We start from the raw sequence: 13,517 nt of genomic DNA on the forward strand, positions 1-13,517 counted from the left end.
ACAATAACGCCCGAATTATCGAAAGATTTTTACGACCGTTCCGGCAGATTTTTTAAGGCTTAACGTAAAGAGGAATGAGGGATCGAAGTTGAAGCTGCCTGACTTACTGTACCTAAAATCCGGCAGGATAATGATGAGCGGAAACCCGAAGAGGATAGCCAGAATATTCCTGAACGAGTGGGCCAAAGAGGGCTACAGGGTTCTGGCCGAGGAACTGCCCTTCGTCGTCAACGGGGAGGTCTTCGTTGGAAATCCGATGGAGAATCCAGACTTCGACGTTTACTTCGTTGTGAACCCCCTCTCAAAGTCCAAAGCGGAGAAGGAGCGGCTCTACCAGTGGCTGGAGGAGAGAAAGGACAAACTCATCCTGCTCTACGAGGGAAAGTACGTGGGGGACTCCATCACCCGCTACAGAATTAAGGACTTCATTGATTACCTGATTGCATACAGATGGGAAACCGTCGGAACGGAGGTAGTTAAGCTCTATCGGCTGGAGAACGGGAGGGTAACTGAATCCCGCGAGCTCATGAGGAAGAGCTGATTTAACGGCCCATGATGAGTGGCTTCGGGTCTGAGGGGTGAGGACACCAGCTATCGCTGAGGCCGATAGTCATATATAACGATATGAGCCCGTCCTACCGGTGGTGAGCATGTTCGGGAAACTCAGGGAGAAGCTCAAGAAGTTTACAAAACAGGTCGAAGAAAAGGTAGAAGAGGAAGAGAAGGCAGCTGAGGCAAAGACTGAAGAAGCCGCGCCAGAGACCCCCAGGGTCGTGGAGAAAGCCGAAGGAGAGAGAGCAGAAGGCGAGGAGAAGAAGCAGGGGTTCCTTGGAAGGCTCCTCCAGGTGGAGATAAAGGAGAAAGACGTGGAGGAGGCTCTGGATGAGCTCGAACTAGAGCTCCTTGAGGCCGATGTGGCGCTGGAAGTTGTTGACGAGCTCAGGGAAAAGATAAAGGAGAAGCTCGTCGGGAGAAAGGTGAGGATAGGCACCGACAAGGGGAAGCTCATAGGGGAGGCCGTCAAAGAGGCAGTCCTCGACGTGCTGATTCCCCCGAGGAGGATAAACCTCCTGGATGAGATAAAGAAGAAGGGCGAGAAGCCCTACGTTATAGCCTTCGTGGGCTTCAACGGCTCCGGGAAGACCACTACCATCGCCAAGCTCGCTCACTGGCTGAAGAAGAACGGTCTAAGCGTCGTCATAGCAGCGAGCGATACATTCAGAGCTGGAGCCATAGAGCAGGTGGAGGAGCACGCCAAGAGGGTCGGAGTGAGGGTCATTAAGCACTCCTACGGGGCTGACCCGGCGGCGGTTGCCTACGACGCAATACAGCACGCCAAGGCCAGGGGAATTGACGTGGTTCTAATAGACACCGCTGGAAGGAACGAGCTGAACAGGAACCTCATGGACGAGATGAAGAAGATAGCCCGCGTAGCCAAGCCCGATTTGGTCATCTTCGTTGGGGACAGTCTCGCAGGGAACTCGATAATAGAGCAGGCCAAGCAGTTCAACGATGCCGTGAGAATAGACGGGGTAATTCTGACGAAGCTCGACGCCGATTCGAGGGGTGGAGCAGCTTTGAGCATAAGCCACGCGATAGGCGCCCCAATACTCTTCGTCGGCATGGGGCAGGGCTACGACGACCTCAGGCCCTTCGACGAGAAGTGGTTCGTTGGCCTGATATTCGGCGAGGAATGACCTCCCTTTTAATTCTGAATTTCACTTTTTCAGAAGTTTCAGAAGAAGTGGGGAAAAGAAAGGGCTCAAACACCCGTTAAGAGCTCTATGAGGCCCTTCTTCGTCGGAACCTTCGCGAACTTCTCCGGGTTCTTAACCTTCAGGAGGATTGGAACGTCCCCAAACAGCTTGAGAACTTTGCTGAAAGGTATCCTACCCTCTCCAGGGAGAAGGTGGAGGTCTCCGACGCCATAAGCGAGTGCATCCTCCGGTTCTACCTGCGGGAAGAGCTTTCCGAAGTTGTCGTGTATCATGAGGATTATCGTCTTCTCGGTTCCGAGCTTGACGTCATCGAGGAGCTTGTTCTCGTCACCCTGGGCGCTCAGGAAAGCGTGGGCCACATCCAGGGCGAAGCCGACGTTGTCCCTCTGCACGTTGTCAACAACGTAGAGTGTGTCCTTAACGCTGTAGGTGTTCTCAAGGGCTATCTTTATGTCGAAGGGCTTCAGCATGTCGGCGAGACTCTGTATGGCCTCTATCTCCAGGTCCAGCCTCCCGGTCTTTCCGCTCTGCATCACTATAACCTTGGCGCCGAGCTTTATGGCCACGTCGGCGATGGCCTTGGCAACGCGGAAGTGCCTGCTGTGGTATATGTGGTCCCTCAGGTTCATTGAGGTGGGCATCCTTATGATATAGTCGATTCCAACGCCCTTCAGAGTGTTCTCGATGTTCCTGAGCTTCTTCTCCATCACCTGTCCGTTCACGATTAGACCGAGGGCATGGGGGAATATAGAGACGAAGTCGTAGTCCTTGATCTTGACGTCCGCGAGGATAGATGCCAGGGTCTTGTCCTTGGCTATGAAGTGGGGGTACACACTTATGCCAATATCCATAGCTTTCACCTTAATCCAACGAAAACCTCGCGATATAAAAGGTTAACCCGCCAGAAAACGTTATATGTTCTGGGTCCCAACAGGAGGTGGTGATGGAATGAAGGACAAATACCTCGTACTCATCGTTTCCATACTCCTCCTGAGCTCTGCGGTGGCATCGGCCGAGGCATGGAAGTTCGACGCCTCAAAGGTGCACTTTTACATGTACGGAGTGGCGACGTGCCCGCACTGCCAGAGGATGAAGAAATTCATACCCGAGGCATACGGATACAATAAGTTCACTTACTACGAGCTAATTGACAATGAACACAACGACGCAATCTTCCGGAACATAAGCAGACTGACGGGCATAACGGGCGTCCCGGCGATTGGTATAACATACAACGGAACATTGGCAGCGGTTATCGAAGGAGAGTTCAACGTCTCGGCGACACCAGATATAGTGAAGACTGCCTTCAAGCACAACGGCACACTCCTCTTCGTCGGCGGGAAAACATACATCCTTCCATGGAATAACACAAACGCGACGAAGGTCATTAATGAGCTCAAAGAATACTTCCTAAGCGGAGAGCCGGAGGTTCTCACGACCACTGCAACGGAGAAGACCTCTACCACAACAAACACCGGAGAGACGAATCCAGTAGACACGACAAGTCCCGCAGGGAGTCCCTCCACGTCCAATAACAGGAACAGCATCTGCGGGCCGGGGCTCGTAGTCCTCGCCACCCTAATCCCCGTGGTGATAATAAGGAGGAGAAGGTGATTTTCGTTTTTTGGTATTTTCTTAATTTTGAATCACATTAACTCATCCGCGGTATCAAGCGGAAGTTATTTAACTAAATGCTCAAACCTTCCGTGGTGAGAATCATGGGACTGCTTGAAGATAAGGCCCTTGTCGAGGCCGCACTGTTCGTTTCTGGGAGGCCGCTGAGCGTAAGGGAACTCTCAAAGGCCCTTGGAATAACTTCCCATGACTACATTGAAAAGCTCATAGAGCTTATAGCGGCCGAGTACGCGGAGAGGAAGAGCGCCGTGGAGATTGTGAAGGTTCTCGGGGATAAGTACGTCATGCAGGTGAAGCAGGAGTACAGCCAGCGCGTCATCCACCTCATGCCCAGGCCTGACCTCAGAACGGGAGAGCTCAAAACGCTGGCCCTAATAGCATACCTCCAGCCGATAGAGCAGAGCAAAATAATAAAGCTCCGTGGGAGCCAGGCCTACGAGCACATAAAGAAGCTCGTTGAGATGGGATTGGTTTACGCGGAGCCCTACGAGAGGACCAAACTCCTGGGGACAACGCAGAAGTTCGCGGAGCTCTACGGCTTCCCCGAGAACAACCCGAACGTCATCAAGGAGGCCTTCAAGAGGGTCGTGCACGCGGAGTACACAGACATAATATCCAAGCTCGAGGGGAAGGAGGAGAATGAAGAAGGAGAGACAGAGGACGAAGCCCCCCAGATCCAGGAGAGAATGGAAACCGAGCCTTCCCAATGAGGTCTTCTCTCATTTCCCTTGGGAAGTGGTTGTAGTAAGAATCTTCGGCTCCCCGTAACCCCCGAAGGCCGGAAAAAAGTTTAAATAGCCCTACGATAGATTACCATTTAGGTGAGTTTTATGGCGGTACTTACGAAGGACCAGATCCTGAGCCTCATCCGGTCCAAAACCGGCATGAGCGCGAAGGAAATAGAGAATAGAATCAAAGAGATAAGCAGACGAGAAGGAATAGGTGAAAACGCCGCGGCGCTTCTTCTGGCGGAGGAACTCGGAGTTAACATGGAAGAAGGGGAGGAGCCGCTCCACATCGCCGACCTCGTCCCCGGCATGGAGAGGGTTAACATCGTTGGAAGGGTAATGAGGAAGTATCCCCCGCGCGAATACACGAGGAAGGACGGAAGAAAGGGGGTAGTTGCCAACCTGATCATCTACGACGCCACTGGGAAGGCGAGGCTCGTCCTCTGGGACTCCCAGGTGGCCAAGTACTACACCGAGATCAACCTCGGGGACCCTCTCAAGGTCATAGACCCCACAGTTAGAGAGGGCAGGAATGGGGTTGATCTCCACGTCAACTTCAGGAGCAGGATAATCCTCAACCCAACCGACGACCCGCGTGTCGAGGAGATACCGCCCCTTGAGGAGGTCAAGAGCTACAATTACAAGCGCGTTAAGATAGCCGAGCTCAGCGGCGGCGAGAGGTTCATCGAACTCCGTGGCACAGTGGCGAGGCTCTACCGCGTTACCGTCTACGACGCCTGCCCCCAGTGCAGGAGGAAGGTGGACTACGACCCCTCCACGGATACGTGGATATGCCCGGAACACGGGGAGGTAAAGCCTATCAAGATGACCGTCATCGACTTCGGACTCGACGATGGAACCGGCTACATCAGAGTTACCCTTTTCGGCGACGAGGCGGCGGACCTTTTGGGCACGACCCCCGAAGAGATATACGAGAAGCAGAAAAAGCTCCTGGATGGGGGCATGATGCCAAGGGAGGCCTCAAGAAAGCTGGCAGAGGAGGATTTCTACACCGTTCTCGGAAAGGAGATAGTAGTGAGGGGAAACGCCATCGACGATAAGTTCTTCGGGCTCATCCTAAAGGCCTTCGGATGGGACGAGGTTAACCCGAAGCACGAGATAGGGCGCGTCAGGGGCAAACTCATGGAGACACTCAAAAAGGTCGACGAGGCAGATGAGAGGTGAGGGAAATGGAGGAGCCCGTTGTGGAAGAGAGAACCTTCCGGCGGAGGAAGCCCGCCATTGAGAGAAAGATAGCTGAGATAACCGAGGAAGACACGAGGGTTGCGCTTATCGGTAAGGCCTTCAAAATAGACAAGATGGACTACACGTTCTGGCTGGACGATGGGAGCGGCGTGATTCTCGTCGAGAGCGAGGACAACATCCTCCCAGAGGACGGCCAGCTTGTCAGAGTTCTCGGAAGAGTAATACGGGACGAGAACGGCATCCACATCTACGGGGAGGTAATACAGGACTTCAGGGGCGTCGATATGGGCGCACTCCAGGAAATTCAGAGCCTCGAAAAGCGCTACCTAAAGAAACTAGAGGAGATGGCCTCCTTCTGGAGCGGGGGTGAGGAGCTATGAAGAAGCGTCTTCCCGCGAGCAGGGTCTACATCAGCGACATACTCAACGGATATTACATAAAGAGCGATGGCGACCTTGAGCCCAACTACTTGATAACAAAGGACGCGAGGAAGGTCTACCGCGTCAAGCTCGTGGCGACCGTGGTTAGAGAGCCCTTCCTCAGCGACGATGAGACATACGGAAAGTTCCAGCTCGATGACGGAACCGGGACAATATGGGCCCTGGCCTTCCGCGACGACACCCGCTTTGTCAAGCTGGTTAACAAGGGTGACCTTATCCAGGTCATCGGAAAGGTCGCGGAGTGGCGCGACGACAAGCAGATTCTCATAGAGGGCGTTTCGAAAGTGGAACCGAACATGATGGTCCTCCACCGCTTCGAAACGCTCAAGGAGAAGGCGGAGCACGTTCTCAAGGCGAGGGAGGCCTTCGACATCTACGACAGGTACGGCATAACGGCAAAGGCTAAAGTCATAGCCAAGAACAAGGGCATAAGCGAAGACCTCCTCATGACGATAGACGAACTCTACACCCTGATGCTCGAGCAGAGGAGCCTTGAGGAGGAGCTCTTCGAGGAGGAAGTACCGGAGGAGGAAGCTCCCAAGGAGAACCCGGAGCTGGAGAAGGCCAAGAAGGCCGTCCTCGACCTCCTGCAGGAGAAGGGTAAGCCCCTATCGCACCGCTTCATAGTCAAAAAGCTTTCAAAGGAGTTCGACGAGGAGCTCGTCGACGAGGCAATAACCCGCCTCCTCGCAGAGGGGGACATCTACGAGCCCGAAACGGGCTACTACGAGCCCCTCTGAGGGCTTCCTTTTTATCTGCCGTTTTTTTTCAAGGGCAAAAGAGATAAAATGACAGTGGAGTTGCCGTACCCTCAGTACTGCTCCCTCATTGTCCTTATGACCGGATCGTGGATGAGGGTCGAGGTTATGCTGTCTACCATCCTAAAGAACTCGTCGCGGCCCTTCTCAAGGGGCATGTTCTCGACCTTTAGGAGCTCAACGTCACTCCCCAGTATCCACTTCCCGAGGAGAATTTTCTCCCGTCCATCCTTTTTGAGGTCGATCCTGACGAGGCCGTAGGGAATATCTGCCGTCCACCAGTTGGCCTTGAACGTCACCTGCCACCCAGCTTCTTCCACGATCTGGACGAGAGTATCCATCGTCTTAGCTGGCCCGTGGGGAGTCTTAAACGTTACAACCGTCCAGAGGCCCTCACCTTTGAGTCCCTTCACGATTTCCTCTTTGAGTTTCACTCCAATCACCTCACACCAACGCAGCTATCAGGAAAGCCATCACGGCAAGGAATATGCTCATTTTCAACATCTTCTGCGACTGATGGGCGGTTTCACGCCCCTGATCTCGCAGGATAATGTAGGACGCGTAGAGTATGAGCAGGTCAACGGGAACCATCGCGTAGTAACCAAGGCCAACCCCTGCTTTGACGGGAAGGAAAGACGCCACCACCGTTGAAAAACCAAAGAACAAAGCAATATAAGCCGCTTTTTTCTTCCCGAGAATTATTGGAAGAGTCCTCGCGCCCTCCTCGATGTCCCCTTCAACGTCCTCTATGTCCTTCACAATCTCTCTGGCCACGTTGACGAGGAAAGCACAGAGTGCCAGCGTCCCAGCCAGTCCAATCCTGCCGACTGCAATGGCACCGTAGAGGGGCGTGACCCCCGTCAGGGATGCAACCGCTATGTTCCCTACAAAAGGAAGCGGTTTGAGCTTCCATGCGTAGAGGAACATAGTCACGTACGCGGCCACCGCCAGGAGGAACGCGTAGACGTTTACGAACCAAGACAGGGTTATACCCACGGCAAACAGAGCAATGGCATACCATAAGGCTGTCCTCTGGCTCATGGCCCCACTGGGAAGCGGCCTTTCGGGCCTGTTTATCCGGTCTATCTCGTAGTCGAAGTAGTCGTTTATGGTGTTTCCGCCGGAGCAGCCGAGGGTCACAACCAGGAAGACCAGCAGGGTTTTGGTTGCGCTGGGGAGGTGTCCGGCAGCTACTATTGAGCCCAAGATACCCACTACACCAGCCAGAACGCAGTTGTGGGGCCGCGTGATCTCAATGAAGGCTCTGAGTTTCATTAGGCTCACCTAATACAGTTCTCACAGACCTTAAAAACTTTGCTAGAGGTCGTCCCTCTGAAGCAGGGAGAGCTCCTCTCCATCCTCAGTAACCCTCAGTCGACCAAGACGGAGCTCCGATGCAAGGGCAAGGGTTTCTTCGTCAATGGGCGTCAGAACCTCAAAGACCCCATCGCTGAACCTGGGCCACTTCAGTATTCCCAGACCAAGACACAGGCCGTTCTCATCTATGAATCCAACGAGGAGATTGCTCAGGGATTCAAAGTCCACCGCGTGAACGCCGTTTCCTCTGCAGGTTCTTCCCTTTCCTAAGTCTGCTTTCGCAACGACGTATTCGCCTTTAACTTTCCATCCTGCAAAAACAACCCACTCCTGAAGCTTTTCAAGGAGCTCCCTCTCCTCCAAAGTGAGAGGCCTCCCACTGAACATTATGGTGCCAGTAACTGGAATGCCCGAGACGTCTACCTCCACCAACCTGGAACCCTTAAAATAACTCCTCCACTTGGCTCTTCTAATCTCCCTCCTCTCTCCTGGACTGTGAGGCCTCAGAGAAGGGCTGGCCTTCAAAGTAACCACTTCGGCCAGACCCGAAACGGCGTGCTTGAGCTTCTCCATTTCGTTTCCCTTCTCGATAAAGACGACGAGGTCTGGAAGAACTGCCTCAACCTTAAGGCGCTTCAGCTCAAAACCCCTTCCACGGATAAAGCCCGTCGTATCAATAAGGACGAAGTCCGCATTTCTTCTTCCGATTTCAACCAATCTTTTTACCCCAATTACTGTTTCCCCCATATACTCCGAAGGCGTCGTGATTCCAACGAAGTAGTGTGCAAAGGGCTTAACCTGACTCAGGTGCTCCACCTGGGACTCCAAGAACCCAAGGCTGACCGTTGCTGGAGGAAGGATGCTCTTCTGTCCCACGTCACTGTCCACGATGGCCACTCTGTATCCCCTTCCCACAAGCTCGTTGGCCACGAAGGTAACCGTGGTGGTCTTTCCGCTGTCGACATCGCCCACGAACATTACCGTCCCCTTGCCCGCTGAGGCAAGGGCATCAACCAGCTCAGTCCTGTCCTCGGGAACCTCCCTGGTGTACGCGGCCTTGTTTATGAATGCCTCCATTCCCCTTTCCCCCACGTGAGTCTTTGGAAAGGCTTATAAAACTCTCGCACATAGTCCGGGGTGGATGTTTACAAAGCAAAAAGCAAAGGTTTAATTAGGAAACTTGTCTCTAAGGATACGGGGGTGTCGTTATGGAGAAAGAGTCCCTAACACCAAGACAGGTCAAGCTTCTCAAAAAACTTTACGAGGAGGGCAAGCCAATAGAGGTTCACACAGTTGAGAAAACCCAGGACGAGCTTGCAAACGAGCTGGGGATAACAAGGCAGGCCCTCAGCAACCACCTTAAGGTTCTCAAGGAGCTCGGCTACATCAGAACAGGCAGAGGCTTTATTGATTTAACCAGCAAAGCCCTTGAACTCCTTGGGGAGAGAAAGGGGGACGTCTTCGTCTTCGTTAGAATCGAGCCAACCAAGAGGAAGCACGTCTATGAGAACATCAAGAAGATGAGAATAAAGAGGATATACCGCGTTACCGGTGATATAGATCTAATAGTCGAGGCGGACAAGAGCAGGCTCGACGAGATACTGGAAGACATAGCATCATTGGATGGAGTCAAGGAGACAATCACCCACGTTGTCCTTGAGGTTCTTTGAGGAGTTCAGCTCCTCGTTTATCCTGCTTTTTAACTTCTCCAGATTGGTCCCAAACTTTGCGGAGATGGGTATGAGGATAGAGCCCATCTCGCCGTAGGGAATCCCCAGTTTCTCAGCTAAAAACATCAGCGTCCTGCGGGGGTTCTTTATTTTGTCCATCTTGTTCACGGCCACTATCGTTGGAATATTAAGCTCCCTGAGAAAGCCGTAGAACTCAACATCAATGGGTATCTCGTTCCTGTTCTCCCAGCGCTCTATTATCTCAGGAGCCGCCTTTCCATCCAGGACGAGGACGGCCAGTTCTATTTCATCTGCGTTCTCCTCAATGAAATGAACGATCTCGTCCTTAACCTTTTCCTGGACCCTCCGGGGGACACCACTCATGAAGCCGAACCCTGGCATGTCCACGACCTTTTTCCCACGCCAGTTGACCTCCACAGGTTTTCTCGTTACCCCCGGCCTCTTTCCCCTCCTAACCTCCTTTCCAGTTAGTCTGTGGATCAGAGTGCTCTTACCAACGTTGGAACGTCCCACGAATATTATCATCGTCTCACCGTTCGCCGTTGGAAGGGGGGGTTATAAATGTAGTTGGCGGAAAAGTTAAGTATTAGAAAACCCCATCTAGAGCGGTGGTGATGGTGGTACAGAGTGGTGATCGCGCTAATCAGCTTGTGAACAAGTTTGTTGTATCGCTGACTACCGGAAAAATTCTCGGCTATGTTACGGACATCAACGTTGAGGTGGAGGACACCAAATTCTTCTTCATCCTGAAGATGAAGGTCGTCGAAAACCTTGGGAAGGGGCAGGGCATATTCAGCAACGAGAGTAAGGTGAAGATAGAGCCCTCCGACATAGTGAACGTTGGGCCCGACGTCATAGTGATAGGGGACGGGAAAGTGCCTCCGCTGAGGGACATAGAGCATCTCGTCCAGATCAAGGGGGAATACGAGGAGATGAGGCGCCACCTTGCTGAGAAGGAGACCCTTCTGAAGGAGCTCAAGAGCGAGAACAACGAGCTCAGAAGGCAGCTCGACGAAGCCCAGCGGGAGCTCAGGCGCTACGAGGTCATGAAGGAGGACTTCGAGCACCTCAAGGAACAGCTCATCAAACAGGAGGGAGAGCTTGAGATGGCCAGGGAGTACATAAGGCTCCTTGAGGGAGTCCGCGAGGACATAGACAACATAAAAGAGACACTGGAGAAGCTCGTTTCGGAGGTACTTGAGGGCACCGTTAGGAGCGTCATAGACGAGGAACTCAACTCACGGGGCCTGAAGAAGACAGGCTACCTCTGAACCCGAAAGATTTTTTAACCCGTCTGAGATGGAGACATGTGAGCGCGGGGGTTGCCGAGCCTGGTCAAAGGCGCGGGATTTAGGGTCCCGTCCCGTAGGGGTTCGCGGGTTCAAATCCCGTCCCCCGCACCATCACAACAAACTTTTGCTTGGCAAAAGTTTGATCAAAGTTAGTGTTCCTTCTAACATGCCCTTCTATGGGTGATTTTCACTTGTACAACGGGGTAATTGAGAAATAAATTCCTGCAATCCTTGCTTACTTAAAAAGAGTTTTCCTCACTTTGACGCCTTCGGGCGTCGATTATAAAGCAAACTCACAGATAACCAGCCCTCTAAAAATTTGGAATTCACGATGAGAAGACAAGTTTCCAAAGAAAATCTCCTGAAAACGGCACTTTTGACAAGAACCACAAGCTTTGATGAAACTTTGCTTGCAAAGTTTCAGCACCGCTTCCACTATCATTCAAGCGTCCTCAACGGATGGCAAAAATTAGTTATACCTACCTCTGATAAGGGTAAACTCCTGGAGTTTCTGTTGACTTGCAGTTATTAACCGAAAACCCCGACAGGTGTTTCATATAAAACACCTTCCAATCCAGACCACAGAGAGAAGAACACTTCCATTGAGGTTTGATTGGTAAAGTGACACACGACAGGTTTTTATATCATAAAGCGGATAATCTATGAGGTGATTAGGTGCACCCACTTGAGAGAGCCGTTAAGGTGAAGGGCTCCACAGAGTTCACCCGAAGCGAGCTTGTAGGGCTCCTATCGTTCACCCTCCGTCTGATGAGTCCGGGGGAGGCCAAGAAGGCCATTGAAGAGTGGCTATCCCAGGGTATTCTAACTGAGGAAGGGGATACCCTGAAGGTGAACGAGGAGGCTTTTTCCGGAGTGCGCAGGGAGGGAAGTCTCTTCGATGAGATGCTGGAATACGTTTCATCCTCCCTCGGGTGGGAAGATGGGGAGGTTCTGTCTGCCCTAGATGAATTTTCAGGCCGCTACGGTTCTCTGGACAGGAAGCTCGTTCTCTACCTCTTTGCCATGGAGAAGGGGATTGACATGAGCCGCTTCAAAGACCGGCTCGATGCAGGGGAAAACGATTATTAAGTTCCCCCTCCCAGTTTATGCGGTGATACCAATGGGGGAGGCACTTATAGTTGTCGATATGCAGAGAGACTTCATGCCTGGTGGAGCCCTCCCCGTACCCAAGGGGGACAAAATAATACCCTTAATCAACGAGTGCATAAAGCTGTTCTCCAAGCGCGGAGCGCTCATCGTGGCCACGAGGGACTGGCACCCGCCCAACCACATCAGCTTTAAGGAAAACGGCGGCCCCTGGCCCAGACACTGCGTTAGGGGCACTCCTGGAGCAGAATTCGTTGTGGAACTTCCTCCCGACACAGTGATAATCTCAAAGGCCACCGAGCCGGATAAGGAGGCATACTCCGGATTTGAGGGCACTGAGCTGGCCGAAATCCTCAGGGAAAAAGGAATCAAAAAACTGTACGTGTGCGGCGTTGCCACCGAATACTGCGTCAGGTCCACCGCGATGGACGCCCTCAAACTGGGGTTCGAGGTTCATCTGCTCAGGGACGCTGTTAAGGGGATAAAGCCCGAAGATGAAGAGCAGGCAATAAGAGAGCTTGAAGAGAAAGGAGCGGTGATAGAAGACTGTTACTCACTGCTCGAGGGCCCTACCTGCTGATGCTCTCCTTTTCTGCATATTTTTCCACTCTCTGAGCAGGACGAGCCCCAGGCTGAGAACTACCGGCCCAAGAAGGAGTCCCTTGAGGCCGAGGGCAAGCGTCCCCCCGGTCATCCCCACAAAAACGAGAGTTTCATCCAGATCGGCGTCCTTGGCCACCAGCATGGGCCTAATGGTGTAGTCAGGAAGGGGAGAGACCAGAACGGCGCCGTAAATCGAGATGCCGAGGGCCGCCAACAGACTGCCCGACTCAAAGAGGTATATGGCAGCGGCAACCCAGAGCATCCAACCTTCTAAGAGGGGAACGAAGCTGAAGAGGAACGTCAGCAGGCCCGCCACGATGGCGGTGTAGATGTTCGAGACGCCAAAGATTATGTATCCCAGCGTCATCAAAAATCCCTTTGCAACGTTGAGGAGGAGCCACGCCCTGACAAGGGCGTTCATTGTCTTATCGGCCCCTGAGAGTATCTCCTCAACGATTCCCTTCTGCTCACGTGGCACCATCCTGAGGATCGACCTCCCCATTGAGTCTGAGTACAGGAGGGAGTAGTAGAATGTCGAGATGAAAATGATGAGCTGGAGGATGTACATGGGAACTGAAAACGTAATGGAAGAAGCGTACCCTGAGACCCTCGGCATGAGCTGCTGCCTGAAGTTCAGGAAAAAGCTCTGAATAGAATGGGGTAGGTTGAGAGTTGTCAGCCAATTGAGAATCCCGCCCAAATCGTGGTAGAAGCTCTTCACGATGTTTAAGGACGAGAGAAGGGTGAATCCCATAAAGGCGAGGCCAAGCAGAACCATCGTGACAGTTAGGACAGCTGCGGAGGGGCCGTTTCCAACGCGGGCCTTCATCCTGCGATGGAGAGGGTAAAACACGTACGCAAGAACCATTCCAAAGAACAGGGCACTTACAAACGGCTGAATAACTCTCCAGGATACGTACAGGACAAGGATAACCACCACAAACCAGAACACGAGTTCTTTCCTCTTCATCCCGTCCTTGAGTCTCATTCCTTCACCCGTGGGAGTACACCATCATGGTTAT

The 13,517-nt window shown here is 52.7% G+C and carries 17 protein-coding genes and 1 tRNA gene; 12 read left to right on the forward strand and 6 right to left on the reverse strand.

Annotated features, from left to right (window positions below):
• The first annotated feature begins 88 nt into the window (after positions 1–88).
• Both E3E29_RS03355 and ftsY read left to right on the forward strand, forming a co-directional pair.
• A complete protein-coding gene (locus E3E29_RS03355; protein WP_240922739.1) occupies positions 89–541 on the forward strand; it encodes a hypothetical protein in 453 nt (150 codons plus the stop codon).
• 109 nt (positions 542–650) lie between these two features.
• Positions 651–1,697 carry a signal recognition particle-docking protein FtsY gene (gene ftsY, locus E3E29_RS03360; protein ID WP_167909866.1) on the forward strand — a complete coding sequence of 349 codons (1,047 nt, stop codon included), beginning with the start codon at positions 651–653 and terminating at the stop codon, positions 1,695–1,697.
• A gap of 65 nt (positions 1,698–1,762) precedes the next feature.
• On the opposite strand, the gene E3E29_RS03365 is transcribed toward ftsY, so the two are convergent.
• Entirely contained in the window at positions 1,763–2,569 is an 807-nt protein-coding gene (locus tag E3E29_RS03365; RefSeq protein ID WP_167909867.1) for a sugar phosphate isomerase/epimerase, read from the reverse strand.
• Between the two features lie 97 nt (positions 2,570–2,666).
• Between E3E29_RS03365 and E3E29_RS03370 the strand changes: the two genes are divergently transcribed.
• The 5 genes from E3E29_RS03370 to E3E29_RS03390 all read left to right on the forward strand — a co-directional run bounded on the left by E3E29_RS03370 (position 2,667) and on the right by E3E29_RS03390 (position 6,467).
• The gene (locus E3E29_RS03370; RefSeq protein ID WP_167909468.1) at positions 2,667–3,332 is read left to right on the forward strand and encodes a CGP-CTERM sorting domain-containing protein; all 666 of its coding nucleotides are present in this window, start codon (positions 2,667–2,669) and stop codon (positions 3,330–3,332) included.
• Positions 3,333–3,436: 104 nt separating this feature from the next.
• On the forward strand, positions 3,437–4,063 hold the full coding sequence (gene scpB / locus E3E29_RS03375; protein WP_167909868.1) for an SMC-Scp complex subunit ScpB: 627 nt from the start codon (positions 3,437–3,439) through the stop codon (positions 4,061–4,063).
• Positions 4,064–4,183: 120 nt separating this feature from the next.
• Positions 4,184–5,266 carry an OB-fold nucleic acid binding domain-containing protein gene (locus E3E29_RS03380; RefSeq protein ID WP_167909869.1) on the forward strand — a complete coding sequence of 361 codons (1,083 nt, stop codon included), beginning with the start codon at positions 4,184–4,186 and terminating at the stop codon, positions 5,264–5,266.
• A 5-nt stretch (positions 5,267–5,271) separates the two neighbouring features.
• Positions 5,272–5,667 carry a replication protein RepA gene (locus E3E29_RS03385; protein WP_206205754.1) on the forward strand — a complete coding sequence of 132 codons (396 nt, stop codon included), beginning with the start codon at positions 5,272–5,274 and terminating at the stop codon, positions 5,665–5,667.
• Positions 5,664–6,467, forward strand: a complete 804-nt coding sequence (locus E3E29_RS03390; protein ID WP_167909469.1) for an OB-fold nucleic acid binding domain-containing protein — start codon at positions 5,664–5,666, stop codon at positions 6,465–6,467. The genes E3E29_RS03385 and E3E29_RS03390 overlap by 4 nt, the downstream gene beginning before the upstream one ends.
• 71 nt (positions 6,468–6,538) lie before the next feature.
• On the opposite strand, the gene E3E29_RS03395 is transcribed toward E3E29_RS03390, so the two are convergent.
• From E3E29_RS03395 to E3E29_RS03405, 3 genes are read right to left on the reverse strand one after another with little or no spacing between them, the layout of a single operon-like run.
• Positions 6,539–6,919 (reverse strand): ribonucleoside-triphosphate reductase, encoded by a 381-nt coding sequence (locus E3E29_RS03395; protein ID WP_167909470.1) that lies wholly within the window; start codon positions 6,917–6,919, stop codon positions 6,539–6,541.
• 10 nt (positions 6,920–6,929) lie between these two features.
• On the reverse strand, positions 6,930–7,760 hold the full coding sequence (locus tag E3E29_RS03400) for a geranylgeranylglycerol-phosphate geranylgeranyltransferase (RefSeq protein ID WP_167909871.1): 831 nt from the start codon (positions 7,758–7,760) through the stop codon (positions 6,930–6,932).
• Positions 7,761–7,802: 42 nt separating this feature from the next.
• A complete protein-coding gene (locus E3E29_RS03405) occupies positions 7,803–8,879 on the reverse strand; it encodes a Clp1/GlmU family protein (protein WP_167909471.1) in 1,077 nt (358 codons plus the stop codon).
• A gap of 131 nt (positions 8,880–9,010) precedes the next feature.
• Between E3E29_RS03405 and E3E29_RS03410 the strand changes: the two genes are divergently transcribed.
• Positions 9,011–9,472: an Lrp/AsnC family transcriptional regulator gene (locus E3E29_RS03410; protein WP_167909472.1), complete on the forward strand. Its 462-nt coding sequence runs from the start codon at positions 9,011–9,013 to the stop codon at positions 9,470–9,472.
• Here E3E29_RS03410 and engB read toward each other — a convergent pair.
• Complete coding sequence (gene engB, locus E3E29_RS03415) at positions 9,419–10,018, reverse strand: GTP-binding protein EngB (protein ID WP_167909473.1); 600 nt, start codon at positions 10,016–10,018, stop codon at positions 9,419–9,421. The genes E3E29_RS03410 and engB overlap by 54 nt on opposite strands.
• Positions 10,019–10,107: 89 nt before the next feature.
• Here engB and E3E29_RS03420 point away from each other — a divergent pair, with 89 nt between their 5' ends.
• The 4 genes from E3E29_RS03420 (at position 10,108) to E3E29_RS03435 (ending at position 12,472) form a co-directional block, all read left to right on the forward strand.
• Complete coding sequence (locus E3E29_RS03420; protein ID WP_167909872.1) at positions 10,108–10,764, forward strand: hypothetical protein; 657 nt, start codon at positions 10,108–10,110, stop codon at positions 10,762–10,764.
• 44 nt (positions 10,765–10,808) lie between these two features.
• Positions 10,809–10,896: transfer RNA gene (locus E3E29_RS03425), tRNA-Leu, on the forward strand.
• 564 nt (positions 10,897–11,460) lie between these two features.
• A complete protein-coding gene (locus E3E29_RS03430; protein WP_167909474.1) occupies positions 11,461–11,874 on the forward strand; it encodes a DUF2240 family protein in 414 nt (137 codons plus the stop codon).
• A gap of 31 nt (positions 11,875–11,905) precedes the next feature.
• Positions 11,906–12,472 carry a nicotinamidase gene (locus E3E29_RS03435; RefSeq protein ID WP_206205792.1) on the forward strand — a complete coding sequence of 189 codons (567 nt, stop codon included), beginning with the start codon at positions 11,906–11,908 and terminating at the stop codon, positions 12,470–12,472.
• Here the strand turns inward: E3E29_RS03435 and E3E29_RS03440 are convergent.
• On the reverse strand, positions 12,446–13,483 hold the full coding sequence (locus tag E3E29_RS03440) for an AI-2E family transporter (protein WP_240922740.1): 1,038 nt from the start codon (positions 13,481–13,483) through the stop codon (positions 12,446–12,448). The two genes, E3E29_RS03435 and E3E29_RS03440, sit on opposite strands and share 27 nt — an antisense overlap.
• Positions 13,484–13,517 lie beyond the last annotated feature (34 nt).

Source organism: Thermococcus sp. Bubb.Bath, from assembly GCF_012027595.1.
Lineage (GTDB): Archaea > Methanobacteriota_B > Thermococci > Thermococcales > Thermococcaceae > Thermococcus.

Excerpts from the sequence above, each read along its gene's own strand:
- E3E29_RS03410 (WP_167909472.1), top strand. The coding sequence starts at position 9,011 with ATGGAGAAAGAGTCCCTAACACCAAGACAGGTCAAGCTTCTCAAAAAA.
- E3E29_RS03380 (WP_167909869.1), top strand. The coding sequence starts at position 4,184 with ATGGCGGTACTTACGAAGGACCAGATCCTGAGCCTCATCCGGTCCAAA.
- E3E29_RS03365 (WP_167909867.1), bottom strand. The coding sequence starts at position 2,569 with ATGGATATTGGCATAAGTGTGTACCCCCACTTCATAGCCAAGGACAAG.
- E3E29_RS03370 (WP_167909468.1), top strand. The coding sequence starts at position 2,667 with ATGAAGGACAAATACCTCGTACTCATCGTTTCCATACTCCTCCTGAGC.
- E3E29_RS03440 (WP_240922740.1), bottom strand. The coding sequence starts at position 13,483 with ATGAGACTCAAGGACGGGATGAAGAGGAAAGAACTCGTGTTCTGGTTT.
- E3E29_RS03400 (WP_167909871.1), bottom strand. The coding sequence starts at position 7,760 with ATGAAACTCAGAGCCTTCATTGAGATCACGCGGCCCCACAACTGCGTT.
- E3E29_RS03385 (WP_206205754.1), top strand. The coding sequence starts at position 5,272 with ATGGAGGAGCCCGTTGTGGAAGAGAGAACCTTCCGGCGGAGGAAGCCC.
- engB (WP_167909473.1), bottom strand. The coding sequence starts at position 10,018 with ATGATAATATTCGTGGGACGTTCCAACGTTGGTAAGAGCACTCTGATC.
- E3E29_RS03420 (WP_167909872.1), top strand. The coding sequence starts at position 10,108 with ATGGTGGTACAGAGTGGTGATCGCGCTAATCAGCTTGTGAACAAGTTT.
- E3E29_RS03390 (WP_167909469.1), top strand. The coding sequence starts at position 5,664 with ATGAAGAAGCGTCTTCCCGCGAGCAGGGTCTACATCAGCGACATACTC.
- E3E29_RS03405 (WP_167909471.1), bottom strand. The coding sequence starts at position 8,879 with ATGGAGGCATTCATAAACAAGGCCGCGTACACCAGGGAGGTTCCCGAG.
- ftsY (WP_167909866.1), top strand. The coding sequence starts at position 651 with ATGTTCGGGAAACTCAGGGAGAAGCTCAAGAAGTTTACAAAACAGGTC.
- scpB (WP_167909868.1), top strand. The coding sequence starts at position 3,437 with ATGGGACTGCTTGAAGATAAGGCCCTTGTCGAGGCCGCACTGTTCGTT.
- E3E29_RS03435 (WP_206205792.1), top strand. The coding sequence starts at position 11,906 with ATGGGGGAGGCACTTATAGTTGTCGATATGCAGAGAGACTTCATGCCT.